The organism is Gluconobacter sp. R75690 (assembly GCF_015244525.1).
In the GTDB taxonomy this organism is placed as follows: Bacteria; Pseudomonadota; Alphaproteobacteria; order Acetobacterales; family Acetobacteraceae; genus Gluconobacter; species Gluconobacter potus.
Map to the genome: position 1 here is coordinate 36,797 of NZ_JABCQB010000013.1, position 25,651 is coordinate 62,447.

Annotated in this window: 22 protein-coding genes; 10 read left to right on the forward strand and 12 right to left on the reverse strand. The window is 62.5% G+C overall.

Annotated features, from left to right (window positions below):
• Positions 1-68: 68 nt before the first annotated feature.
• The 6 genes from HKD27_RS13810 to HKD27_RS13835 form a co-directional block, all read right to left on the reverse strand.
• Complete coding sequence (locus tag HKD27_RS13810) at positions 69-2,141, reverse strand: alpha/beta fold hydrolase (protein ID WP_194689837.1); 2,073 nt, start codon at positions 2,139-2,141, stop codon at positions 69-71.
• Positions 2,138-3,298 (reverse strand): serine hydrolase, encoded by a 1,161-nt coding sequence (locus HKD27_RS13815; RefSeq protein WP_228518538.1) that lies wholly within the window; start codon positions 3,296-3,298, stop codon positions 2,138-2,140. Before HKD27_RS13815 ends, HKD27_RS13810 begins: the two co-directional genes overlap by 4 nt.
• 119 nt (positions 3,299-3,417) lie before the next feature.
• Positions 3,418-5,805 (reverse strand): penicillin acylase family protein, encoded by a 2,388-nt coding sequence (locus HKD27_RS13820; RefSeq protein ID WP_194689838.1) that lies wholly within the window; start codon positions 5,803-5,805, stop codon positions 3,418-3,420.
• Between the two features lie 17 nt (positions 5,806-5,822).
• On the reverse strand, positions 5,823-7,043 hold the full coding sequence (locus HKD27_RS13825; protein ID WP_194689839.1) for an FAD-dependent oxidoreductase: 1,221 nt from the start codon (positions 7,041-7,043) through the stop codon (positions 5,823-5,825).
• 237 nt (positions 7,044-7,280) lie between these two features.
• On the reverse strand, positions 7,281-8,894 hold the full coding sequence (locus HKD27_RS13830; RefSeq protein ID WP_194689840.1) for a serine hydrolase: 1,614 nt from the start codon (positions 8,892-8,894) through the stop codon (positions 7,281-7,283).
• Between the two features lie 135 nt (positions 8,895-9,029).
• Positions 9,030-9,920: a LysR family transcriptional regulator gene (locus HKD27_RS13835; protein ID WP_194263748.1), complete on the reverse strand. Its 891-nt coding sequence runs from the start codon at positions 9,918-9,920 to the stop codon at positions 9,030-9,032.
• A 382-nt stretch (positions 9,921-10,302) separates the two neighbouring features.
• Here HKD27_RS13835 and HKD27_RS13840 point away from each other — a divergent pair, with 382 nt between their 5' ends.
• The 10 genes from HKD27_RS13840 to ureG all read left to right on the forward strand — a co-directional run bounded on the left by HKD27_RS13840 (position 10,303) and on the right by ureG (position 20,147).
• Positions 10,303-11,448 carry an FAD-dependent oxidoreductase gene (locus tag HKD27_RS13840; RefSeq protein ID WP_228518531.1) on the forward strand — a complete coding sequence of 382 codons (1,146 nt, stop codon included), beginning with the start codon at positions 10,303-10,305 and terminating at the stop codon, positions 11,446-11,448.
• 286 nt (positions 11,449-11,734) lie between these two features.
• The gene (locus tag HKD27_RS13845; RefSeq protein WP_194689842.1) at positions 11,735-14,170 is read left to right on the forward strand and encodes a TonB-dependent siderophore receptor; all 2,436 of its coding nucleotides are present in this window, start codon (positions 11,735-11,737) and stop codon (positions 14,168-14,170) included.
• A gap of 77 nt (positions 14,171-14,247) precedes the next feature.
• Positions 14,248-15,180 carry a HoxN/HupN/NixA family nickel/cobalt transporter gene (locus tag HKD27_RS13850; RefSeq protein WP_194689843.1) on the forward strand — a complete coding sequence of 311 codons (933 nt, stop codon included), beginning with the start codon at positions 14,248-14,250 and terminating at the stop codon, positions 15,178-15,180.
• Positions 15,177-16,004, forward strand: a complete 828-nt coding sequence (locus HKD27_RS13855; protein WP_194689844.1) for an urease accessory protein UreD — start codon at positions 15,177-15,179, stop codon at positions 16,002-16,004. The genes HKD27_RS13850 and HKD27_RS13855 overlap by 4 nt, the downstream gene beginning before the upstream one ends.
• A 25-nt stretch (positions 16,005-16,029) precedes the next feature.
• On the forward strand, positions 16,030-16,332 hold the full coding sequence (locus tag HKD27_RS13860) for an urease subunit gamma (RefSeq protein WP_194689845.1): 303 nt from the start codon (positions 16,030-16,032) through the stop codon (positions 16,330-16,332).
• Positions 16,316-16,660 carry an urease subunit beta gene (locus HKD27_RS13865; protein WP_197436618.1) on the forward strand — a complete coding sequence of 115 codons (345 nt, stop codon included), beginning with the start codon at positions 16,316-16,318 and terminating at the stop codon, positions 16,658-16,660. Before HKD27_RS13860 ends, HKD27_RS13865 begins: the two co-directional genes overlap by 17 nt.
• Entirely contained in the window at positions 16,657-18,363 is a 1,707-nt protein-coding gene (gene ureC, locus HKD27_RS13870) for an urease subunit alpha (protein ID WP_194689846.1), read from the forward strand. Before HKD27_RS13865 ends, ureC begins: the two co-directional genes overlap by 4 nt.
• Positions 18,363-18,857 (forward strand): urease accessory protein UreE, encoded by a 495-nt coding sequence (locus HKD27_RS13875; protein ID WP_041111846.1) that lies wholly within the window; start codon positions 18,363-18,365, stop codon positions 18,855-18,857. Before ureC ends, HKD27_RS13875 begins: the two co-directional genes overlap by 1 nt.
• Complete coding sequence (locus HKD27_RS13880) at positions 18,850-19,536, forward strand: urease accessory protein UreF (RefSeq protein WP_194689878.1); 687 nt, start codon at positions 18,850-18,852, stop codon at positions 19,534-19,536. The genes HKD27_RS13875 and HKD27_RS13880 overlap by 8 nt, the downstream gene beginning before the upstream one ends.
• A complete protein-coding gene (gene ureG, locus HKD27_RS13885) occupies positions 19,533-20,147 on the forward strand; it encodes an urease accessory protein UreG (RefSeq protein WP_041111847.1) in 615 nt (204 codons plus the stop codon). The genes HKD27_RS13880 and ureG overlap by 4 nt, the downstream gene beginning before the upstream one ends.
• A 47-nt stretch (positions 20,148-20,194) precedes the next feature.
• Here ureG and HKD27_RS13890 read toward each other — a convergent pair whose 3' ends face one another.
• From HKD27_RS13890 to HKD27_RS13915, 6 genes are read right to left on the reverse strand one after another with little or no spacing between them, the layout of a single operon-like run.
• Positions 20,195-21,265, reverse strand: coding sequence for an ornithine cyclodeaminase (locus HKD27_RS13890; protein ID WP_194689847.1), 1,071 nt, complete (start codon positions 21,263-21,265; stop codon positions 20,195-20,197).
• Position 21,266: 1 nt separating this feature from the next.
• A complete protein-coding gene (gene rocF / locus HKD27_RS13895; protein WP_062457333.1) occupies positions 21,267-22,190 on the reverse strand; it encodes an arginase in 924 nt (307 codons plus the stop codon).
• Positions 22,191-22,223: 33 nt separating this feature from the next.
• Positions 22,224-23,030 carry an amino acid ABC transporter ATP-binding protein gene (locus tag HKD27_RS13900; protein ID WP_194689848.1) on the reverse strand — a complete coding sequence of 269 codons (807 nt, stop codon included), beginning with the start codon at positions 23,028-23,030 and terminating at the stop codon, positions 22,224-22,226.
• A gap of 31 nt (positions 23,031-23,061) precedes the next feature.
• Positions 23,062-23,745, reverse strand: a complete 684-nt coding sequence (locus HKD27_RS13905) for an ABC transporter permease (RefSeq protein ID WP_194689849.1) — start codon at positions 23,743-23,745, stop codon at positions 23,062-23,064.
• A gap of 1 nt (position 23,746) precedes the next feature.
• The gene (locus HKD27_RS13910; protein ID WP_194689850.1) at positions 23,747-24,460 is read right to left on the reverse strand and encodes an ABC transporter permease subunit; all 714 of its coding nucleotides are present in this window, start codon (positions 24,458-24,460) and stop codon (positions 23,747-23,749) included.
• Positions 24,457-25,602 (reverse strand): FAD-binding oxidoreductase, encoded by a 1,146-nt coding sequence (locus tag HKD27_RS13915; protein WP_194689851.1) that lies wholly within the window; start codon positions 25,600-25,602, stop codon positions 24,457-24,459. Before HKD27_RS13915 ends, HKD27_RS13910 begins: the two co-directional genes overlap by 4 nt.
• Positions 25,603-25,651 lie beyond the last annotated feature (49 nt).

Genomic DNA, 25,651 nt, shown 5'->3' on the forward strand with positions numbered 1-25,651 from the left:
CTGCGCGCGCCATATAACCTGAAGTTATGTCTGCGTCGTTCCCTGACGATTCAGGGATTGAAAAGAGATCAGCGAGGCTGTTGAGCCTGAAGTTTTGTGTCAAAGAAATGCAGCGTCCACAGATAGGCGTTCAGCCAGTCCTGCGTGCGCAGGAAAGCGTGGCGTTCGCCGGGGAAGACATGATCCTCAAACGGAATATTCCGCGCCACGAGCATGCGGGCCAGCAGGACGGATTGTTCGAATTCGACGTTAAAGTCGTCATCCCCATGGATCAGCAGGACCGGTGAGCGCCAGTGGGTGATGTCGGCGATTGGGGAGGAACGCCATTCGCTGTCCTTTTCCCGCTGCTTTTCTTCGGGGGACAGTCCGGAATGATCTGGTTCCGTCATGTCATGGACGCCGTGAAAATCTGCTCCCGCCACGAACAGGTCGCTGTTGCGGGCCAGAGCCAGGGCCGTCAGATAGCCACCCCAGCTTCCGCCCCAGATGCCGATCTTGCCGGGGGCTACGTCGGAGCGGCTGCGCAGGAACAGTCCGGCCGCGTGAACGTCTTTGTATTCGCTGGCGCCAGCCCGGCCGATGCCGGGGGCGGTCCGGAAATCCACGCCATAGCCGGTGCCACTGCGGTAGTTGACAGCCAGCACGACATATCCGCGCGATGCCAGAAACTGGTTCATGGCGTAGGCATTGGAATAATAGCCCATCGGATTGAAGGCCGGGAGCATCTGCCGGTGCGGGCCGCCATGCACGAAGACCAGTGCCGGATGCGGGCCGGGTGTTCCGGCGGGCGGCAGCAACAGCTGTCCGTGGATGTCGCGGCCGTCATCGCTGCGGATATGCACGATTTGAGGCGTTGTGAATGTGAAGCCGGCCGGGACTGTGGGCGTCACAGGAAGGTGACGAGTGTGGTCCTGAAGGACGACCGGATGGGCGGGCAGGTCTTTACCCGTGGCCATCATGGCAATGGCTGGACCCGCCATTGTAAGGTCCATGACCTGTTCGTTCGGGTCGCTGAGGGCAACGGGCTGGCCGTTATCGAGGGGCTGGGACCAGGCGCGCCAGTGATCCGGATCGCCGATATTGGCCGTGTAGAGCAGATGGGTTTCGTCCGCTGACAGACGGTAGGATGCGATTTCGGCGCCATCTGGCGTCAGGCAGCGTGGCGTTGCAGCAGGGCGCGCGACGGGCAGGGCGCAGAGCCGGAGCCAGCCGCTGCCTTCCCATGGGAAAAGAAGCTGTCCGTTGCGGGTCCATGTCAGGTCCATGCCTTCCGGTGCCCAGAACTGGTTTCCGGCGCCTTCCGGTGCGGTCCAGAGCGTGTGTTCTGCGCCGGATGCGGTGTCATAAACCTGAACGGACCAAAAATGTCCCTTGTCTCGTTCGGCCGTCAGCAATGGTTGATAGGCTCGGACGAAGGCGATGGAGCGACCGTCCGGCGAGAATGTCGCTTCCTGATCGTGTCCCAGTGCGGCGGGCAGGAACACGGGCGCGGCGCTGCTGTTTCTGGCGTCCCAGAGTGCGATCAGGCTGTGGGAGCCACGGTCGATTTCGAGCGCAAGTCGGGTGCTGTCTGGGGACCAGTGGAGCGCGGTGATCTCGCCCGGTGTGGTCATGACGACATGGGGCGTCTGGCCCGGCTGTCCGACCAGAAGCGCGCCGTCCCGCATAAAGGCCAGCAGGCGTCCGTCCGGGGAGAAGACCGGGCTGTGTCCTTCTCCGGCGGTGACGGTCCGGCCATTGGGCAGGATGACGCGCACGGTTTCCCTGCCCGGGACAGCCGCGTTGCCAGCGTTGGGGGCGTGGTCGTTGGGATATTCCGCATCGCCGCCTTCGACGAAGGCCAGTGTCCGTCCGTCCGGGCTGAGGGCGAGGCCCCACAGATCGGTTCCGTCATCCTGCGTATAGGCGGTGACCTTGCGGGGGGCCGCGCCTCCGTCGGAAATCAGGATGTTGCGGACGCCATTCCGGCGTTCCACCCAAGCCAGACGCGCTGTTTTTGCAGCTCCTGTCAGCCCGTTGGCATAGGGCATGGCCAGCAGGGCACCCAGCTGGGTTGTGTCCTGCGTGGGGGCCGCATTTGCGCCGGAACAGGGGGCCGCGAGTAGGGCTGAAGCGGCGAGAAGGGACAGTCGGATGGTCATGGGGCTGATGTCCCGGCTTCGGCGAGGGCGGTGAAGATTTCTTCCTCGACGCGGGTGAATGAGGAATAGGCGCCCGGCCGTTCCTGCCCGGCGTCAGGGAAGCCGTCTGCGGCAAACAGGAAGCCGTCGCCGGTTGCGGGATCGTACCAGAAGCCTGAATGCAACGAATAGGCGTCGCCGAGATGACCGGCCAGATCGCCGGAATAGCCTTTGTAGGGCCGGGTTTCGCGCCCCGAAGAATCCCGTGCTCCGGTCAGGCGCGCCATGCTCAGGCCATAGCTGGCGATCGGGTAAGGGCAGTCGCCGTTCCTGCCGTCATACTGCCAGGTGGGGGTCTGCATTAGGGCGATGCTGTGTGCGGAAAGCAGCGTCCTGCCGTCGAGCGTGCCATGCCCGAGCATGAAGCGGGCAAGACGGGTCAGCCCTTCCATGGAAATGCGCAGGCCCCCTTGCGGGGAAAACAGCGTGCCGTTGGTGCCCGGCGTGTAGCTGGCGAGGGATGCGGCGTTCCAGCTCGGGGTCAGGGGCTGGGTGTCCGTCTCGGCTTCCCATCCTTTGAACTGGTGGCTGTAGAGCGTGGCCAGACGGTCGGGGTGGGCGAGGGCCATGCGGTTATAGCCGCCGTCGATCCCGAGCGGATCCAGCACATGCGTCTGCTGGTAGTGGTCGAAGCGTTCGCCGCTGGCACGTTCCATGATCGTGCCCACGAGGCCGTAGCAGAGATTGCAGTACTCGAACCATGTGCCCGGCGCATGTCCGTCTCCATGCGCGAAGTGATAGCCGGGGTCACCGGGTTTGCGGGTGGCGTCGAAGAACTCGCTGATCCTGTGGTCCGGGGGGAGCGTATAGCCATCGGCGTCGCGGATGCTGGAGGTGTGGTTGAGCAGCATTCGCACGGTGATGGGTGTCTGCGGGAAGTCCGGGTTGCGGAGCCGGAAGCCCAGATAGTCGGAGGCGTCTTGATCGAGGTCGATTTTGCCCTGTTCGACCAGTTCCATCAGCCCGATGGTTGTGACGACTTTCGAGATTGAGGCGATGCGGAAAAGCGTCTGCGGACCGATGGGGACTGCTCCGTCCGGGCTCTGTCGGGCAAATCCGCCGTAATAGCTGTAGGCGACGCGACCGTGCCGCAGACGGACTGCGGCGATGGCGGCCAGAGGGCGGACTTCGCCCTACGTCAGGACGCGATCCAGCGCGTGGGTGGTTTCGGTGGGTGTCTGGGCGTGTGCGGCTGAGGACAGGACCGTGAGGGCGGCCAGTGTGAGGCCCCGGATGATCATGGTTGAGCCTCCGGGCGGAGCGTCATGCGTCGGACGGCGGCTGCATCGACACTGCGGGTGCTGAATGACAGCGGCTGCATGGCGCCGCGCAGCCAGACGGGCAGGAAATCGGCGTAATGCGGCGATTTTGGATCGGCTGACTGACCGGGGAAGTTGAGATACAGCGAGCGGTCCCAGTTGCCGACGTCACACACCATCAGATAGCTGGCCCCTCCGGTGGTGGCATAGGCATTCACACCGCCTTTCTGGGGGCTGTACCAGCGGGCCATGACGGTATAGGGGTCGCCGCCACTCTGGGCTGACGGGCCGCCGATCGTGGGGAAAGCTGCCGCAACAGCCGGGACGACTGCGAGCGGGTGACGCAGCGTGATGGTATGGAGCGCCCCCCATCGCCAGGCGGCGGGCAGAGGACCGAGTCGCCCCCGCAGTTCCTGAACGGCCTCCCGGAACTGTTCGACGAGCATCCTGTTCCGTGCGCTCACCGGATCGGCGCCAAAGCGGGCATCGGGGGACTGGAACAGGGCGAGCTGAACGGTGGCGTTTACAGGGCCCGGAAGCAGGTCGTGCAGGGTGGGCGGTATGATGAGGGCGTGCAGGGCGCGTTCGAGACGGGTCCACCAGACTTCATATAGCGCGGCCGCCGCACTGCTGGCATCGACGCGGCCATTCCATGCCTTCAGCAGAGCAGCCTCTGCGGCGAGATCGGGCGGGACGTCGGGCAGGAGGCGGACCATTTGCAGGGCCAGCACGGAGAATGTGTCGTGTTGCAGGGCCACGCTGTCCGCAAGGGTTGCACGCGGTGTTGCATCCAGCATCTGGGCTACGCGTTCGTGGCGGAAGCCGTCACGCCATTCGAAACTGACACGCCGTTCCTCGACCGGATAGCCGGGGGGCAGGTTCATTTCGTTGGATGTTCCGAACCAGCCGCGTGCGGGGTTGAAGCTGCTGGGGAGGGCTTCGAGCGGCTGAAGACCCTGCCAGTCATATCGCCCGTCTCCCGGTGCGGGCATGAGCCCGTCATGTCCCGGAGCGCGACGCGGCAGGCCACCGGCGGCCTGCCAGCCGATATTGCCGCTGGTATCGGCATAGGTGAAGTTGGTCGGGCTGGTATGGACGCGCAGGGCTTCGCGGAAGCTGGGCCAGTCATGCGCCAGATTGATGCCGATATTGGCCAGAAGCCCGTTCGCGCCGGGGGCGAGCCAGGTGGCGGAGACTGCCGTGGCGCGATTGCGGGTTGGATCACGTGAGACGACCGGGCCGTGGACCGAGTAGAACAGGTTCACCACCTGCTCGGCTTCACCACGGACCGCGATCCGTGTCTCGACCTGCTTCATGCGTTTCCAGCCGCCCTGATGGGCATAAAGCAGCGGGTCGGCGGGGTTGGTGCGCAGGATGAACAGGTCTTCCTGATCGATATGGAAATTGGTCCGGCCGAAGGCGATCGTCGCGTTATGGCCCTGCATGACGCCGGGCATGCCTGCGCCACCGCCGCCGATCACATCCAGTCCCGGGGCCGTCAGATGGATGACGTGACGCGGACCCGGCACGCCGAAGGACAGATGCGGATCATTGGCCAAGATCGGGCGGCCAGTGGCGGTGCGGGAGGGGGCGATGACCCATGAATTGCTGCCCTCATTCCGCCGCCGCGTTCCGTCTTCGGCTGTTGCATGGAGGTCGTGTCGGGGCAGGGGGGCCTGAAGGACGCCAAAAAGCCCGAGGTCGGCTTCGCTGATGGCGGCGGTGTCCAGCCCTTCCGGGACATGCAAATCATGGACGGGTTCCAGCGGCGTGATGAGCGCGTCATAGGCGAGCCCCCCGCGTGCTGCCAGTCGGGCGCGACGGATTTCGGTCTGCGTGTTGCCTGTGATTTCGGCGCGGACGCGGATCAGGTCCAGCACGTCCCAGTGCAGCGGTGTGGTCGCGAAAATGCCGAATTCCGGCGGCAGGAGCGAAGGCGTGGCGGTAACTTCCGCGATGCGCGCATTGATCCCGGCGACATAGGCGCGTGCGCAGTCTTGGGTCAGGGCGGGCAGGGCTGCGAGTTCGCGCGCGGCGTCTCCGCGGAACAGCACCAGCCGGTTGGCCGTGTCGGACGGGACGAAGGCTGGGCCAAAGACTTCTGCCAGTTGTCCCAGAGACCTGCGATGTCCGAAATCCAGTTCCCACAGCCTGTCCCGCGCGATCAGATAGCCATCGGCAAAGAAAGCGTCCGGGATGCTCTGTGCGCGGACATGGGGGACGCCCCAGCAATCTTCCAGAACCTCGACCGGCTGGCCAAGACCGGGCAGGCCCTGAAGGGGAGCCGTGGCACGGGCGCGGCGTTCCGGCGCGGACAGGGTGGCGGCGACGCCGCCAAGAAGAACCGTGCGGCGGGTGGCCTGCATAAGAACCTGTTCCTTTCTCAGCTGACGGCGCGGGTGTCGAACCCGGCCACGATCTCTTTCAGTCTCAGGCCCGAGCCGACCGAGAGTGTGAAGCCAAGGGCACCATGCCCCACATTGAGCAGAAGATTATCATACCGGGTGCGGGCGATGATCGGAACGCCGGTGGGGGTGGCGGGCCGCAGTCCGGCCCAGGGCGTATCGTCACCCTGACCCAGCGCGCCCGGAAGCGTCTCCGCTACGAGAGTGCGCAGCTCTCCGAGGCGTTTGGGGTTCAGGTGGGTGTTTTCGGAACCGATATCGACCATCGCGGCGATCCGCAGGCGGTCGCCCAGCCCGGCATAGACCACGCGGTTATCGTAATCCGTCACGCTGACCGAGGGCACGAGGTCGGCACGCGGACGCGTGGTCAGGCTGTAACCTTTCAGGCCATAAAGCGGCAGGTCGATCCCGAGCGGCCGTGTCAGCTTCCGGGAGCCGATCCCGGCGGCAAGGACGACGAGATCAGTCTCGAACGCGTGGCCATCAAGCTGGACGCTGCAGCGGTTTTTCAGGCCTGCTGAAAGCGTGGCATTGCCCCGTATGAGACGGAAGTTCGGTGAAGCGGCGAGGGCCTCGCGCAGGGCCTTGCAGAACAGGAAGCAGTCCCCGACTTCGTCTTCGGGCGAGAAGATACCACCCGCAACCTGCTTCCGCAGCCCGGCAAATGCCGGTTCGACGTCCGTACATTCGGCAGGGGAAAGCACGCGCTGACGTTCCGGGTCGCTGACGGATTTTGCGGCTTTGCGGAAAGTGGCGGCATTGCGGTACAGGACGAGCTTCCCCGGTCGACGCCACAGGAAATCGCTCAGTCCCTCCTCGCGATATTTCTCAAGCTCGGCCTGTCCGCTGAGGGCGAGATCGAGCAGGAGTGCGGCATTGCGGCGGTTTGTGTGCCGGTTGCAGGCGCACAGGAATGCCAGCAGCCAGCGCCACTGATGCGGATCGGCTTTCAGCCGCAGCGAGATCGGGGAGTTCGGGCGGAACAGCCAGCCCAAAGCCTCCTGCGCGATGCCAGCATCGGCCAGCGGGCTGACATAGCGGTAACTGAGCTGGCCGCCATTCGCGAAGCTGGCTTCCCGCCCGACGTCGTCGCGGCGTTCGATCAGGGTGACGTCATGTCCGTCCCTGACAAGGGTGTAGGCGGAGGTCAGGCCGATAACGCCTCCGCCAATAATGGTGATGGTCCGTCTACCGGCCATAAGTGTCCCAAGCGTCCAGAGGCTGGGCGCAGGGAAAAACTGCGTTCTCCTGCGCCGTTATCAGGAACAAAACCTACATTTCCCAAACGGATCGGCCTAATGCAAAGAGACCCGCTTCCCATAACCTGCGGTTAACACATGGTGTCTCTGCGAACACGACATGCGGGGCCGCAGACAGGCTTTTAGCCCATTTCGGGGAGACAACTTTCCATCCTGTCCGATGGCCTTCAGAATGGATCAGGGAGTTTGGGTTCCTTCAGCTACAGAAGTACTGACCTTCTTCGGATTCAGATCCTGTGCGTCAAAGCTGAAATCGGAGCCGATCACCTGCATTTTGATGCCCGTGACCTGACCCGAGACATTACGTTCGAACTGTACATAAGAGTCGTCTTCGGCATCCTGTCCCCGGTCATCCCAGCGGACAACAAACAGATCATGCGGCAGGGCGGAGAGCGTTCCGGTCAGGCCATCGGCATGGCTGAAAGACATCCGCAGGTCTGTTCCCCGCCGGCTGATCGTGATCGGGCCGCGCCAGTCATCGCGATAGGTCCCGACATAATCCTGTTGTGCATCGTGTGAGAGCGTGATGAAGGGGCGTGTGGGGGAACCAGGGCCCGTTTCGGCGGCTTTTTTCGCGTTTGCGGCCTGTCTGGCGGTCTTTTCGTTCAGGAAATGCGTAACCCAGTCCGCACTTTTCCCGGTTGCGACATAGGAACTGAGTGTTGTTGCGATGGCGTATGTCGCGGCATGGTCATCGTGGTTGGTCAGAATGACAATGCCTGAGCGGCGTTCGGGCAGGAAGGTTACATAGCTGACCATGCCGTCGATGGTGCCGGTATGCCAGACACGCTTCAGACCAAAGAAATCTTCCATGAACCAGCCGTACCCATAAGCGCGGAAATGCGTTTTTGTGGCTTCCGCCGTGTCGGGCAGAGGCAGCAGTCCGTGCGGACTCCAGAGCGCATCGCGGCTGGCCTGGCTGAAGATCTGTCGGCCGTTCGGGGCGCGGCCACCATTGAGATAGGTCTGGACCCAGCGCGCCATGCCATCGGCGCTGCACCAGATACTACCGGCGGGTGCGACCGCTGGCAGGCGGAGGGCGCTTTTGCCAGGCAGTACACTGCTTTCGCCTTCACCGGTGGCCACGTTCGTCTGGCCTTTGACCGGCGGTGTGCTCTGGCAGGCTGGCAGATCCGCGGCATTGATCAGGCGCTTCTGCACCACGTCTTCCCAGCTCTGCCCTGTTATGCGTTCGACCAGCGCGCCTGCGACGACATACAGAAGATTATTATAGGCGTATTCGCTGCGAAACGGGGCTGTGAACGGCATGAACGGCAGCCCGGCCAGGACTTCCGGGCGGGTGAACGTGCTGTGTGAAAACAGCATCAGATCCCCGGCTCCCTGTCCCATGCCGCTGTGATGCGTCAGCAGATCCGAGACGCGGAAGTCCCGCGTAATGGACGGGTCGGCCACGCGGAACTCCGGTATGTGGTCGATGACGCGATCGTTCCAGCCCAGCTTGCCCTGATCGACCAGTTGCGCCAGTGCTGTGGTAGTGAATTCCTTGGTGTTGGAGCCGATTGCAAACAGCGTGCGGCCGTCAACCGGGGCGCTCGCACTGTCCTGCGCGCGTCGCCCATAGCCACGGCTGAACACGACCTCGCCGTCCTGCACTATCGCGACCGCAATTCCCGGCACGTCGAAGGCCGAGCGTGCATGTTCCACTGTCGTGCCGATTTCCTGCTCGGTCAGTCCTGACGGAAGCGTCGCGGCTTGGGCGACGTATGATGTGGAAAGAAGGAGTGCTGCCGGGAGGGCGAGCATAAGTGACTGTCTGGGAAACTGGATCATGGACGGCTCTGAATACGAATTTCCGGCTCCGGATTATGGGAAGACCGTAAGGAAGACTGAGTCAGAGCACGAAACGTTCCGCCTGTCCTGTCTCAAGATGCAGGCTGTCCTTAACCTTGGATTAAGTCCCGGCCATTATTTTTTCAGGCTGAGCAGGTCCACGTCCAGTTCGCTGCGCAGCAGGGTAAGGATGCTCTGGGAGATATGGGACAAGGCGTGATCGGCTCGGAACAGGACCGTACAGGTTACGCTCAGGGGAGGAGAAAGAGGGCGTGGGCGAGGCAGGCCCGGATGATGCAGGGCTGTCACAGCATCCACGATGGCACACCCGCCACCGAGGCGCACGAGTTCGGCTGCCATGAAATGGGTCCGCACCCGCACATGCGCCTTGATGGGAATGCGGGCTTCTTCCATCACCATATCAAGCATGCGGGCCGTAGGATCGTTCTCACTGAGCCCGATATAGCGTTCAGGGTTGATTTCAGTGACACTGACCGGCCCTTCTCCTTCTTCCGCATCAATCATCATCAGCGGAATATCGGCGATATGCAGGGCCGTCAGTCCGTCATATGTGTAGTCGCCGAACACAATTCCGAGGTCGAGATCATGATTCATGATGCGTGACACGATTTCGGGTCCGTGCATGGCATCGATCGTCAGTTCCATGCCTGGATGATCCGCGCGGTAGCGTTGCACGACACGGGGGACGAGGCTCAGCCCCAGACTCGGTACGCATCCGATACTGATCGAATGTCCGTCGCGTGCGTAACGCAGATTGTCGGTCAGGCGTTTGAGGTCGGACAGTTTCTCGAAGATCGCATTGACGTGGGGCAGCATGATACGGGCCTCGCGGGTCGGCACTAGTCGTCCTCCCGCGCGCTCAAACAGCGCAAATCCCAGGGACTGCTCGGCATAGCGCAGAACCTTGCTTGCCGCCGGCTGCGAGACATGAAGCAGTTCGGCAGCGCGTCGGAGCGAACCCGCAGTCATAATCGCATAGAAAACTTCGATCTGGCGCAGGCGCATTGGAGGTCCTTGCTTTGGAAGATGGGTTTCTGAACTGTTCGCAGGTGAAGTGGGGGAATGAAATCCTTTTTGTCACCCTTTTGCAAAAGGTGATGCAAATAGCGAAGCCAGATCTGCTACCCGCAGAGCCTCATAACCTGAAGCTATGTTTCACGAGCTTTTTGAGAATTCCATTCCGGCTCGGATTTTCCGATGGTTGATATCAGTTCGGAATGAAACTTGTGGCTTCCCATGTTGCGACAGAATGAGGGGTTACCCTGATCGTATCAGGTCCACACAAGTGAAGTCATGCGGTTCCAGCCGCCCCCGCGTCTGTCTGCGGATCACTCTTTTTCCAAGCCGGAAGATTTTTACAATGCCTCTTCTTTCCCGTCGGCGTGCCATGACAAGGGGAGTATCCCTTTTAGGCCTCTCCAGTCTTTCCGGATGCGCGGGCGAAACCCTTCTTCAGCCTGATCTGGATGCGGATGTCCGTTCCCTGCCTGTCATCCGGGCGCGGACTGACAGAATTGACCGGATTACGGTCTGTCTGCGCCCTTTCCGGGCGGCGGGTCCCCGCCTGGATGTCGAGCAGGTGGAGCGTAAGACGGTTGTTCACAACTATGGACATGGGGGAAGTGGCTGGTCGCTGTCCTGGGGAAGCGCAAAGCTGGCTGTAGAACGGGCGTTGCCGGTCAGTTCCCGGAATATCGGTGTCATTGGATGTGGCGCGATTGGCCTGACAACGGCCATTGTCGCCCAGCAGGCCGGGGCGCAGGTTACGATCTATGCAGAGGCTCTTCCACCATTCGTCCGGTCTGCACGGGCGTCGGGAAGCTGGACACCATCTTCCCGTATCGCCCGTAAAGACGCCGTGACGCCGGAGTTTGCCACACGATGGGAGAGCATGGCCCGGTATTCGTTTTCCTGTTACCAGAATCTTCAGGGACTGCCCGGCCATCCCGTGGAATGGGATACGTTCTATGGCCTGCATTCCCGTGAACCGTCGGCTCCTCATACCGATCCCATCGAGTTCGCCAGCCTGGACGACCGTATTCAGGATATTGAACCTCAGGGGAATCTGATCCGGATAAACAACAGTCGGCTCCCGTACTCGGAAGTCCACAAGAAACCCAATCTGATTTTCAACGTCACCGGCTATGCGGATTATCTGCTGCGACAGTTTCTGGAGCGGGGCGGCAGGATCAAAATCCTGACCCTCCATCATCCCTCGGACCTGACGGCTCTGCCGGAGCCGGTTTTTATCAACTGCACCGGCTATGGCGCACGGGCTCTTTGGAACGACAATACGATTGTTCCCATACGGGGGCAGATTGCGTGGCTGATTCCGCAGCCCGAGGCGCTGTGCAGCATGAGTTTCGGGAATGTGTATGTCGTTTCACGAAGAGACGGCATTGTTATTCAATGGATGGGTACTGATATGGGGTTTGGCTATGACAATACAGATGAAAAGCCTGACCTGACAGAAGCCAGGCGCGGTGTTTCGATAATCAACGGATTATACAGAAACATGGGATATAATATTTAATCTGCTTTCTATCATATCCACGTCAGGAGAGGGGCCTGTCCTGACTGGAGGGAGGCAAAGGCTAACATTCGTCAATGGTTCTGCAGTTTTCCATCCGCTAGGAAGGATAAGAACAGCTTACGGTAGGATAGAAAAAAACATACATTCCGTTATCGTTCTGAAGTTCGTTAGATTTTCCCTCAAGGTGATCGGCTGAGTGCGGGAGGTCACCGGGAACATTCAGAACTTCCGAATGTCTGGATTGAGCGACAGGCACGCGGGAGACGAGCGGGAAGAATATCAGCCGATGAAAAAGGTCTCCATTCCTCTAAGTGCCCTTCTGCTCACCTGCGCGGCGAGCCAGCTGGTCTGTATGCAGGCCTACGCGGCAGATCCCGCGCCGGAAAAAGGCAGTGCCACAGCTCGCAAGGCGGCAGGTATCCGTGCGGCGTCAAAACAGAAAACGGTGTCGCTCCCCAAGGAAGACGAAACCGTCATCGTGACCGGAACGCGTGACCCGCACCAGACGGTCCGCAAGAGCGCCAGTCCGATCCAGGTCGTGACCTCTGCCGAAATTTCCCGCACGGGCCAGTCCGATCTCCGTGATGCCCTGACGCAGCTCACGCCGTCCCTGACGCGCGCGCCGCTTCTGATTGGTAACGCCAATATGGTGGATGTCCTGCGTCTGCGCGGCCTGTCCCCCAACCACACCCTGATCCTTGTCGACGGAAAACGCCGTCACGCGACCTCCGTGCTGTCCAACAATTCCGGGCCGCAGCAGGGATCGAACGGTGTTGATATCGACATGATCCCGATCTCGGCGATCGATCATGTGGAGATTCTTCAGGACGGTGCCGCTGCCCTTTACGGCTCCGATGCCGTGGCAGGCGTCATCAACATCATTCTCAAGCACCGCAAGTCCGGCATCACGATGCAGGCCACCAATGGCGGACGTTACGCTGGAGACGGTTTCCAGTCAGGTGAGTCCATCAATGCGGGCTTTGACCTGATGGGACGCGGCTTTTTCGATCTGAGCGCGGAGTACAAATACCAGGATCACACCATCCGCAATTCGGCCGACAGCCGGAACGGCAAGTATGACTTCAAGGATGAGGGCGATCCGCGTCAGCAGCGGGGCACCATTTCCTACAATATGCAGTATGACTTCCTGCCGGACCTGTCGCTGTATTCGTTTTCGACTTACGGCCATCGCTATGGCGAGAGCTATCAGGATGCGCGCGTCGCCTCTTCGGAATGGCCCATGTATCCCAACGGTTTCAGCCCGAAGGAGAGCGTTTCGGAAGACGATTACAGCGTCACCCTCGGCCTGAAGGGCGAGAAGTTCGGCTGGAACTGGGATCTCAGCACGACCTATGGCAGCGACCATACGTCGATGGATCTCTTCAACACCGTCAACCCGTCGCTTTATGCGGCAACGGGGGCTTCTCCGACGAGCTTCCACGAAATGGCGTTTACCAACACCCAGTGGACGAACGATTTTGGCATCCATCGCAGCTTCCACACGCCGATCTTCGCAGGCCCGATCAACCTCGCGATGGGCGCACAGTACCGCTACGACGAGTTCGACATCATGTCCGGTGACGCCAACTCGTATTACGGCACCGGCCCACAGGGTCTGCACGGCCTGAGTCCGCAGAACGCCAGTGAAAGCAACCGTGATGTCACGGCAGGTTATGTCGAACTCTCGATGCGCCCACTGAAGAACTGGCAGGTCGATTTCGCCGGGCGCTACGAGTACTATACAGATGCCGGAGACACGAAGACCGGCAAGGTCTCCACGCGCTACGATTTCAACAAGTATTTCGCCCTGCGCGGGACGATCTCGAACGGCTTCAGCGCACCCTCCCTGCTTCAGGAGCACTGGTCCAACCTGTCGGTCGCGCCGACCTATGCAACGGGTTATCTGCCGGTCAATTCCGCTGGCGCGCGCCTGATCGGGGCCAAGCCGCTCCATCCGGAACACACCATGAGCTACAGCGCCGGCTTCACGCTGGACCCGCTGCCGCGCCTGCATATCAGTGTGGATGCGTATCAGATCGCCATCAAGAACCGCATCCTGGCGGCAGGCGTCTATAACGGCGCGAATGCGATCGAAGCCCTTCGTCTCGATGGCTTTACGGTGCCGTCCACGCTGGATTCCAATGCCGTCACGGCTTCCTACTACGCCAATGCGGCCGATACGCGGACGCGCGGCTTGGACGTGACCGCGCGGTACGAAACCCGCTTCCGCGACTGGGGCAAGGTCGACTGGGACGTGGCCCTGAACCTCAACGAAACTGACCTGACCCATGTCGGCAAGGACGGGAACGGCAACAGTCTGCTGAACTCCCAGCAGGCCGCCTACATCACGAGCTATACGCCCAAGAACAAGCTGATCTTCGGTGGAACCTGGCAGTACAAGAAGCTCGGTGTCTCGGTCCATGAAGTCCGCTACGGCCACGCGACCTCGTCCCTGACCTATTACGAAGGCCCGCTGGCCTATTCGAATACCGACTTCATGCGCTACGTGAACAAGGCCCGTTTCGAAACCAATCTGGCCGTGTCCTATCAGGTCCTGCCGCAGCTTGGGCTGACGCTCGGCGGAAACAATGTCGGCAACGCGAAGCAGCGCCGCATTCCCAAGGAATTCCGCTACCTCGGTGCGTTCCAGTATGACTATCAGATTGAACAGCTCGGTTATAACGGTGGATACTACTACCTGCAGGCCAATCTGAACTTCTAGGAAACGCGCTTCATGAGGGTGCCAGACACGGGAGAAAGTCCCTGACAGGGAAGGATTTCCCCCATCGTTCCGGAGCATTGCGCCTGATCGGACCTCTGATTGGGGTCAACGCTCTGGCGTGGCTTCTGGCAGTCCTGCTGTTCCATGGAAACGCCCTTCTTCTGGGCGCCGCCTCCCTGGCCTATGGGCTGGGCCTGCGTCACGCACTGGATGCGGACCATATTGCCGTCATCGACAATGTCACGCGGGCGGCTTTGCGGGAGAGGCGGGAGGCGCGGGCAGCGGGACTGTTTTTCTCGCTGGGTCACTCCACGATCGTCTGTCTGGCCACACTTGTGATCGTCCTCGCCGGACAACATTACCGCACGCAGATCGACGCTTTTGCGACACAGGGCGGCCTGTTCGGAACATGGATCTCTGTCTTGTTCCTGCTTGTCATCGCCACCCTCAACGCCACGACCCTGCATGATCTGTGGCGCAGACGGCGCGGCGCAGAAACCACTTCCCCCGAAATGCCATCCCGAGGCCTCGGCCGACTGCTCGCCCCGGTCCTGCGTCAGGTGTCTGTGAGCTGGCACCTCTATCCGGTCGGGTTTCTCTTCGGTCTGGGCTTCGATACCGCTTCGGAAATCAGCCTTCTGGGCATTTCCATCGTCCAGAACCAGCACGGCCTGCCGATCTGGCAGATCATGATGTTCCCGCTGCTCTTTACCGCCGGAATGGCCCTGCTGGACACGGCCGACAGCGTCCTGATGCACGGCCTGTACCAAAGGGCAGGGCGCAGGATGAACTGGAATCTGGCCCTGACCACCATCTCCGTTATGCTGGCGCTTGTCATTGCGGGGATCGAACTGGTGAACCTTCTTGCGGACCATCTGCCGGGACTGGAAACGCTCACATCTCTCGCCAGCCTGCTGTCCGAGCATTTTGAACTGATCGGCGCGGCTGTCTTCTGCGCCTCCGTCCTCGGATGGCTTCTGCTGCGATCCGGCCGGGAGGAACCTGCATGAGCACGGCAGTCCTTCAGCGCGCCCGGGGCTGGTTCGGCCTGACGGCAAAACTCCGTGACGGTCAGACTGTCCGCGGCGATCTGGAGCAGGGCGGATGCTGCCGCCTCCTTTTCCCGCGCGTGGATGGCGCTTCTCTGGAAGCCGTCACCGTCAATATTTCCGGTGGCATCGCAGGTGGGGACCGGATTGAAGGCCGTATCGCCTGCGCTCCGGACACGGAACTTCTGGTCACATCGCAGGCCGCAGAACGCATCTACCGCGCCCGCGCCAGCGATACGCCTCCCGAAATCCTCACCTCCTGCCGTATCGCGGCCGGAGCCCGGCTGGACTGGCTGCCCCATGGAACGATCTTCTTCGATGGCAGCCAGTTGCGGCGGTACATGAAGGTGGACATGGATGCCTCATCCAGCTTCCTCTTTCTTGAAAGCCGGATATTCGGCCGCACCGGCTCAGGCGAGATCCTCCAGACACTGGCCCTGCGCGACCGGCTGACAGTCCGGCGGGGCGGAAGCCTCATTCTGGAAGACCTCGTGCGGCTGGAAAGCCGCGATGTCTCCGCCCTGATGGCTCGCAAGGCCGTGAGCACGGACCAGTTCGCGGTCGCCACGCTGGTTCTGATTTCGCCGCTCGCGGAAGCGCATCTCGACACCGTGCGGGAGGTGCTGGACGCCATCGCGCCGCATGAGTTTGCAGCATCGGCGTGGAATGGCATGCTGGTTATCCGCGGGGTGGCGTCAGGTGGCTGGTCGCTGGAAAAGACGATCAGACGGATCCTGCCGGTCCTGCGGGACGGGCGCCCCATGCCGGCCACATGGCGGTCATGACACAGAGTTCGTAACGGAGCAGGACATGAAACTTACCCCCCGGGAAAAGGACAAGCTGCTGGTGGCGATGGCGGCGAATGTCGCGCGCCGACGGCTGGAACGCGGTGTCGTGCTCAATTATCCGGAAGCCGTGGCTCTCATCACCGATCACGTCATTGAAGGCGCACGGGACGGAAAAAGCGTGTCCGAACTCATGGCCAGCGGCGGCCGCGTTCTGACGCGCGAACAGGTCATGCAGGGCGTGGCCGAGATGATTCATGACGTGCAGGTGGAAGCAACCTTCCCCGATGGCACAAAGCTGGTGACCGTTCATGACCCGATACGCTGAATCCCTCGCCGCCGAGGCCATTCCCGGCGAAATCCTGCCCGCCGAAGGCGAGATCGTCCTCAACGAAGGCCAGCCGCGCCGGACGCTTCTGGTGACGAATACCGGCGACCGGCCGGTGCAGGTCGGCAGCCATTATCATTTTGCCGAGGTCAATCCGGCCCTGAAATTCGACCGCGCGCAGGCCACAGGCTGGCGTCTCGATGTCGCATCCGGTGGGGCCATCCGGTTTGAACCGGGACAGGACCGCGAAGTCACGCTTGTCCCCCTGCGCGGCCTGCGGCGCGTCGTGGGCTTCCGGGGCGATGTGATGGGGAGTGTGGATCAGTGATGCGTCTTTCCAGACATGACTATGCCGGACAGTTCGGCCCCACGGTCGGCGACCGCCTGCGCCTCGCAGATACCGCGCTCCTCGTCGAGATCGAGCGCGACTACACGACCTATGGCGAGGAAGTCCGCTTCGGCGGCGGCAAGACCATCCGCGACGGCATGGGCCAGTCGCAGGTCACGCGGGCCGAGGGTGCGGCGGATACCGTCATCACCAATGCGGTGATTATCGATCACTGGGGGATCGTGAAGGCCGATATCGCACTCCGCGACGGGCGGATCGCGGCCATCGGCAAGGCGGGCAACCCCGATATCCAGCCGGGCGTGGACATCATTATCGGCCCGGGCACGGAAATCATCGCGGGTGAGGGCAAGATCCTGACCGCCGGCGGGATCGACAGCCACATCCATTTCATCTGCCCGCAGCAGATCGAGGAAGCACTGGCATCGGGCATCACGACCATGCTCGGTGGCGGCACCGGCCCCGCCACCGGCACGGCCGCGACAACCTGCACACCTGGCCCATGGCATCTGGCGCGGATGCTTCAGGCGGCGGAAGCCTTCCCGGTCAATCTGGCCTTCGCGGGCAAGGGCAATGCCTCCCGCCCGGACGGGCTGCAGGAAATGGTGCGCGCCGGGGCCTGCTGCCTCAAACTGCATGAAGACTGGGGCTCAACCCCCGCCGCCATCGACTGCTGCCTGAGCGTTGCGGACCGCATGGACGTGCAGGTCATGATCCATACCGATACGCTGAACGAAAGCGGCTTCGTCGAGGACACGATCGCCGCCTTTCAGGGCCGCACGATCCACGCCTTCCATACGGAAGGCGCGGGCGGAGGCCATGCTCCGGACATCATCCGCGTGGCAGGCCTGCCCAACGTCCTGCCGTCCTCGACCAACCCCACGCGCCCGTTCACCGTCAACACGCTGGACGAACATCTGGACATGCTGATGGTCTGCCATCACCTGGACCAGCGCGTGCCGGAAGACATCGCTTTCGCCGAAAGCCGCATCCGCCGCGAGACGATCGCCGCCGAGGACATCTTCCATGACATGGGCGTGCTTTCGATGATGTCGTCGGACAGTCAGGCCATGGGCCGTGTCGGCGAAGTCCCGCTGCGCACATGGCAGACGGCCCATAAAATGAAAATCCAGCGCGGCTCTCTGCTCGGGGACGGGGCCGCTGATAATGCCCGTGTGAAGCGCTATATCGCCAAATACACCATCAACCCCGCCATCTCGCATGGGCTGTCCCATGAAGTCGGATCGGTCGAAGTCGGCAAGCTCGCGGATCTGGTCCTGTGGGATCCTGCTTTTTTTGGCGTCAAACCCGATCTGGTCATCAAGGGCGGCGCCATCGTCTATGCGATGATGGGCGATCCCAACGCCTCGATCCCCACGCCGCAGCCCGTGCATGGGCGCATGATGTTCGGCGGCTATGGCGGCGCGCTGACCCATACCAGCCTGACCTTCGTGTCACAGGCCGCGCTGGAAGACGATATCGGCCGCAAGCTGGGTCTGCGCCGGCCGCTCTCGGCCGTCTCGAACGTGCGCGGCGGGATCGGCAAGCGCAGCATGATCCATAACGACGCCATGCCCCATATCGAAGTTGATCCCGAAACCTATGAAGTGCGGGCCGATGGCGTGCTCCTGACCTGCGAGCCCGCCGAAGTCCTGCCCATGGCCCAGAGGTATTTCCTGTTCTGATGACCCAAATCCTGGATATCCTTCCCGCCGGAAGTTGGCCCGAAACCGAGGCCAGCGGCACCTTCGCCGCCGATTATGAAGGGCGGCATCGTCGCCGGATGATGCTGACCCTGCAAAACGGCGAGAAAATCCGGCTAGAGTTGGAACATGCCCGCCTGCTTCAGGCCGGGGAGGGGCTGCGTCTGGAGGATGGCCGCATCATCCGCGTGGAAGCCCTGCCCGAAGAGCTGATGGAAGTCACGGCCCACAGCCCCCTGCAACTGCTTCAGCTCGCATGGCATCTCGGCAACCGCCATCTGCCCGCCGCCATTTCGGAACACGCCATCCTCGTGCGCCGCGATCACGTCATTGCCGACATGATCCACGGTCTGGGCGGGCATGTGCGCATGGTGGAAGCGCCGTTCGACCCGGAAAGCGGGGCCTATGCCTCCCGCGCGGGCGGCCACGAGCCGCACCACCACGGGGACGGGCACCATCACCACACGCATGACTGAAACCCCGCTCCCGGAAGCAGGAGCCGCCTTCCTGCGCCTCCTGTCCTGGGTGTCGCCCGCTTTTCCGACGGGCGGATACGCCTACAGCCACGGTCTGGAATGGGCGGTGGAAAGCGGAGACGTCACGGATGTCGCAACCCTCTGCGACTGGATCGGCTGCCTGCTGGAGCACGGCGCGCCGGGCAGCGACCTGATCGTTCTTCAGGAAGCCTGGAAGACTGCGGACGATATGCCCCGCCTGCGCGAACTGGCAGAATTTGCCTGCGCCTGCGCCTCCTCGCGGGAGCGCTATGACGAAACCGTCTATCAGGGCGAAGCTTTCCTCAAGGCCGCATCCGTCTGGCCGGTCACGCCCGATCCGTCCGAACTGCGCGGTACGCGCTGGCCGCTGCCGGTGGCGCAGGGACTGGTGTTCCGGCGCGGCGGTCTGGCGCTGGAACAGGCGCTGCTCTCGGGTGGATACGCCACCATCGCCGCTCTCGTATCCGCAGCCGTCCGTCTGGTCCCGCTCGGGCAGACGGACGGCCTGCACGCGCTGGCCAAGCTGGAACCGCTTCTTTCGCGCGCCGTGACCGTTACGAAAAACCGGACCCTGGACGATGTCGGGGGCGCCTGCTTCCGCTCCGACCTCGCGGCCATGCATCACGAAACCCAGACAACAAGGTTGTTCAGAACATGACAAAAGCAAAACACGGCCCGCTGCGGGTCGGGATCGGCGGCCCGGTCGGAACGGGCAAGACGGCGCTGATGGATGCCCTGTGCCGGACCTTCCGCGACGATTACAACATCGCCGCCATCACGAACGACATCTACACGCGCGAAGACGCCGAGTTCCTGACCCGCGCAGGCTCGCTCCCGCCGGAGCGGATCAAGGGGATCGAAACGGGCGGCTGCCCCCACACGGCCATCCGCGAAGACGCCAGCATCAATCTGGCAGGCATCGCCGAACTGACGGAGCGCTTCGAGGGGCTGGATCTGGTTCTCGTGGAGAGCGGCGGCGACAATCTGGCCGCGACCTTCAGCCCTGAACTGGCGGACCTGACGATTTATGTGATCGACGTTTCGGCCGGAGACAAGATCCCCCGCAAGGGCGGCCCCGGCATTACCCGGAGCGACCTTCTGGTCATCAACAAGATCGATCTCGCACCCTATGTCGGTGCCGATCTGGGCGTGATGGACCGCGACAGCAAAAAGATGCGCGGCACACGGCCCTTCGTCTTCGCCAATATCCGCGCCGGCGAGGGCGTCCCTGCCATTGCCCGCTTCATCATCGAACAGGGCGGCCTCTAAAGACCTGCTCCGGCTGCCCCTGCGAGAAGGGCAGCCGGAGCGGCGTTTCAGGCTTTGTCAGCGCCCTTGGAGCGCTGAAGCATCCCGAACAGGTCGCGCGGATCATCCGGATCGGCCAGCATATCGAGCTTCTCATACAGGCCGGTGGCTTCCAGCCTGTCGCGCACATAGCGCAGCGCCGAGAAATCCTCGATCGCAAAACCCACGGAATCAAACAGCGTGATCTGGCTCTCACTGGCGCGGCCCTTGGCCTCGCCGTTGATGACCTGCCACAGCTCCGTCACCGGATGGTCTTCGGGAAGCTGCTGGATCTCGCCTTCAATGCGCGTCTGCGGCGGATATTCCGCAAAGATGGAGGACCGCAGCAGGATATCGCGCTGAAGCTCCGTCTTGCCCGGGCAGTCCCCACCCACTGCGTTGATGTGAATCCCCGCGCCAACCATGTTGTCGGACAGGATCGTCGCGCACTGCTTGTCAGCCGTGACGGTCGTGATGATGTCTGCCCCGTCCACGGCCTCTTCACTGCTGTCGCAGATCGTGATGTCGAAGCCCTGTCCGCTCAGATTGCGGGCGCATTTCTCCGAAGCCGTCCGGTCCAGATCATACAGCCGCAGCGCCCGGATCCCGACGATCTCGCGGAACGCCATGGCCTGGAACTCGGACTGCGCACCGTTGCCGATGATCGCCATCGTCTTCGCGTTTGCCGGTGCCAGATATTTCGCAGCCATGGCCGAGGTCGCGGCCGTCCGAAGGGCCGTCAGCAGCGTCATTTCGGACAGGAGCGTCGGATAACCCGAAGCCACATCCGCCAGCATGCCGAATGCCGTGACTGTCTGAAGGCCTTCCTTCGTGTTCTTGGGATGGCCGTTGACGTATTTGAACCCGTACAGGCTGCTGTCGCTCGTCGGCATCAGTTCGATGACGCCTTCAGCCGAATGCGCGGCCACACGCGGCGTCTTGTCGAATTCCGGCCAGCGCTTGAAGTCGGCTTCAAGATACTCCGCAAGCTCGCGCAGGAAGGTCTCGATTCCGATGGTGTGGACCAGCGCCATCATGTTCTCGACCGAGACGAACGGCACGAAGGCGAGATGGGAAGGGGCAGGGGCGGAGAAAGTCATCTCAGTAGGTCCTGGTCTTGCGTTCGAGAACACGGCGGCCAAAGAGGCTGGCGGCCAGATCGGTCATGAGCAGGGCGGTCTTGGCGCGGACATCGAGGAACGGATTGAGTTCCGCCAGATCCAGCGACGTCACGAGCCCGCTGTCATGCAGCATCTCCATGATGAGATGCGCCTCACGGAAGGTCGCGCCACCATTGACGGTGGTGCCGACGGCTGGTGCGATATCCGGATCAAGAAAATCCACGTCCAGGCTGACATGCAGCCGGCCATTGGCAGCGCGAACGCGGTCCAGAAAGCTGTTCAGCGGACCGACAATGCCCTGCTCGTCAATGGCGCGCATGTCAAAAACGGTGATGCCGATTTCCGCAACGTGGCGCTTCTCGGCCTGATCGACGGATCGGATGCCCATCATGCACATATTGCGCGGATCGACGGGCGCGACAGGCGGCGGAAAGCCCTCGAACCCCGACTGTCCCGTGAAATAGGCGACCGGCGTGCCGTGCAGATTGCCGCTCGTCGTCGTATGCAGCGTATGCAGGTCAGTATGGGCGTCCAGCCACAGGACGAACTGGGGCTGCCCCAGATCCTGCGCATGACGCGCCACACCCGACACCGTCCCGGCGGACATGGAATGATCGCCCCCTAGGAAAATCGGGAAGTCGCAGGCCTTCGCCATCTCATAGGCCCGCTCACCGACGCTTTTCGTCCAGGCGATGATCGCGTCCAGATTGCGCACGGCAGGGTTGGAATGGCTCACATCCGGCATCGCGGCGGGCACGGCGTCTCCCACATCCTCAACCTGCCATCCGAGTTCCTGCAGGATTTCGGGCAGTCCCGCGATGCGAAAAGCCGTCGGGCCCATGATGCAGCCTCTTTCGGAGGTTCCGCTCTGGGTGGGGACTCCCAGAATCTGGCACGTCTTCATCTCAACTCCTTTCCGATACTCTGCGCCGGGGCTTCAGCCCTGACGCGAAAAATGGCTGACAAACCTGTCGAAGCGCTCATCCATACCGCCTTTGAACAGATCCTGCGGGGTCCCCTGGACGCGGACGGTTCCTTTTTCCAGAAACACGACCCGGCTTGAGACATCCCGCGCAAACGCCATTTCATGCGTGACAATCAGCATGGTCCTGCCCTCGGCGGCCAGACCCTGCATGACTTTGAGCACTTCCCCGACCAGTTCCGGGTCCAGCGCGGACGTCGGCTCGTCAAACAGCAGGACGCGCGGGCGCATGACGATGGCGCGGGCAATCGCGACCCGCTGCTGCTGCCCGCCGGAGAGCTGGGACGGATAGTAATCCGCCCGGTTCAGCAGACCGACACGGTCCAGCGCCTTTTCGGCTTCCTCACGCACCTCGTGGCGGTTGCGCCCCTGAACATGGACCGGCCCTTCCATGACGTTCTGCAACACCGTCCGGTGGCTCCACAGGCAGAAGTTCTGGAACACCATGCCGACCTGCGACCGCAGGCGGTTGACCTGCCGCGCATCCGCAATCTGCCGCTCTGCGCCCTTCATGCGGAAACGGACATCCTCGCCCAGCACGTTGAGCGTGCCGCCCGAAGGGACTTCCAGAAGGTTCAGACAACGCAGGAACGTGGATTTTCCTGAACCGGAAGCCCCCAGGATCGAAATCACCTCACCTTCATGCGCGTCCAGATCAACGCCCCGCAGGACGTCCAGGGCGCCATAGCGTTTCGTCAGGCCAGTAGCGCTGATGACGAGGGAGGCGGACAGGGCTCCTGTGGCGGACTGGATCGGTTCCATGGAAACTCCGGAAAAGACGGGCGCGCCCGGGTCAGACCCGGCGACAGGGCGTGAGGCGGCGTTCAAGGAGATGGACCCCCGTGGCAATCACGAAAGTCAGGACAAGATAGATCAGACCCGCAACCGTGAAGATTTCTTCCGAACGATAGGTCTTCGAGACCAGCCTGTAAGCCAGACCCGTAACATCCATCAGCGTAATCACACTCGCGAGCGACGTTGCTTTGAGCAGCAGGATGGCCTCGTTGCCGTAATTGGCCAGCCCGTATTGCAGAGCCTGCGGCCAGATGATCCGCCGGCGCAGCAGCAGCCCGGACATGCCCATCGCGCGCGCCGCCTCGATCTCCCGCGCGGGAACGGCCGCGATGGCGCCACGGATGATTTCCGCACCATAGGCCGAGGTGTTGAGCGAGAGCGCGAGTATGGCGCACCAGTACGCCTGCTGCAGGAACGGCCACGCAAAGGAGGCGCGCAGAAAATCGATCTGCCCGAAGCCGTAATAGACGATGAAAATCTGCACCAGCAGCGGCGTGCCCTGAAAGAGCATCACATACAGCGCAGCCAGCCAGCGCGCCGGAGCAAACCGGCTCCCGGCCAGGGCAGCGATCCCGACCGCCAGCACAAACCCCGCGCAGAGCGACGTTGCTGCCAGCCGGAGGGTCAGCGGCACACCTGTGAGGAGTGTCTTTGCTGTTGCGGAAAGAAAAGGCCAGTCCATCCTATCGCCCCCAGCAGCGTGCAAGACGTCTCTCGACAGTCCGGATGCCCAGCGCCGTAACCTGCCCCATGACAAGATAGAGCAGCGCAGCCACACCGTAGAACAGCAGCGGCTGCCGTGTGGCGCCGGACGCAATCGTGGACTGCCGGAGAAGTTCGACGAGCCCGATGATGGACAAAAGCGCCGTTTCCTTGAGAACGGACTGCCAGATATTGCCCAGCGCAGGCAGCGCAAACCGCAGGGTCTGCGGCGCTATGACACGCCACAGCAGGATAAAGCTGGACATGCCGCAGGCCTTGCCCGCTTCGATCTGCCCACGCTCCAGCCGTAGATAGGCGCTGCGATAGACCTCGGTCTGATAGGCCCCCGAAACCAGCCCGATGGCCACGACACCGATGATGAAAGAGGACAGGGAGAAGAACCCCGGAAACCCCGCCAGATGCATCAGCCGCGTCAGTGCGAGCGAGCCCCCGAAATAGAAAAGATAGACGACGAGGATCTCCGGAATTCCGCGGAAGACTGTCGTATAAAATGTTCCGAGCCAGCGCAGGCTCCGGGACGATGCCAGCTTGAGCGCCGCCCCTGCCGCACCAAGCAGACTGCCCAGCGCAAAGCTGCACACCGCCGCCACGAGCGTCAGCCCGGCCGCCAGCAGCAGGAGCTTCCCCCAGCCTTCCGGGCCAAACCCGATGAGCGTGAAGGCCGGTGTGCTCACGCGGCGTCTCCCGCGTCAAAGCGCCTGCCGCTGAACGGCGCCAGCAGCGGATCAACCGTCCCGCTGACCAGAGAGCGTCCCACAACATCGCCCACCGCCGGCGAAAGCTGGAACCCATGCCCGCAGAACCCGAAAACATGCCACAGATCCGGCGTGCCTTCGCCCGGCCCGATCACGGGAATCCCGTCCGGCGTCGCGCCTTCAAGCCCGGTCCATGTCCGCAGGACCGGCACATGCGCCAGAGCAGGGAACGCCTCAAGCGTGGCGGCCGCGCCCTCGGGCATCCGGTCCATGACGGTAAAGGACGTGTCATGATCCGCGCAGGGCTTTCCAAGAATGCCCCCGCCGATCACCAGCGATCCAACAGCGCTCTGCTTGAAGGACAGCGGACGGTCGATCCCGATGACAACGGGCTCAAGGAACGGCTGCGCCCGTGCCGTGACCATCATGGAGGGGGCGACCACCTTCAGCGGCAGCGTCTGCCCCGCCATGGCCGCCACCTGAGCCCCCCAGGCGCCGGCACAGTTGAGCAGAACCCCCGCTTCATACCGCCCCGACGACGTCTCAACGAACCATCCGCCGCCCGGCAGACGCTCCAGTCCCAGAACACGGCAGTTCTCGACGATCTTTGCGCCCGCCGCCATGGCTGCCTGTCTGAAAGCCCGGGTTGACGCGGCCGGATTGGCATGTCCGTCCCCGCGCGAAACAAGCCCGCCCAGAGCCTGCTGCGTCAGACCGGGCAGCATTTTCCGGACTTCCGTGGCGGAGAGAAGCTCTTCCGCCCCCAGTCCCCGCTGTTCCATCTCCTGCGCGCGGCCCAGCGTCCAGGACATCTCCGCCTCATCAAGCGCCACCGCGATCTGCCCGACGCCGAGCCGAACCTCACAGCTTTCCGCAGCCCCTGCACCAACAAGCCGGTCGAGATGGCGCCAGTGCTCCATGGCCAGTTCGGACAGCGGATATTCCCGCCAGTCCCGCATCAGCGTCCGCAGGCCCCCGGCATTGACGCTGGAGGCATGACGCCCCGCGACGTTCTTGTCGAGCAGCGTGACACGCCAGCCCGCACGCGCCAGGAACAGGGCGATCGAACAGCCCTGAAGTCCGGCACCGATGATCAGGGCGGTTTCATTCTGCCGGGGCATTGACCGTATCCTCTGATGCATTTTCGGGCTTGTCTTCCAGTGTCAGCCG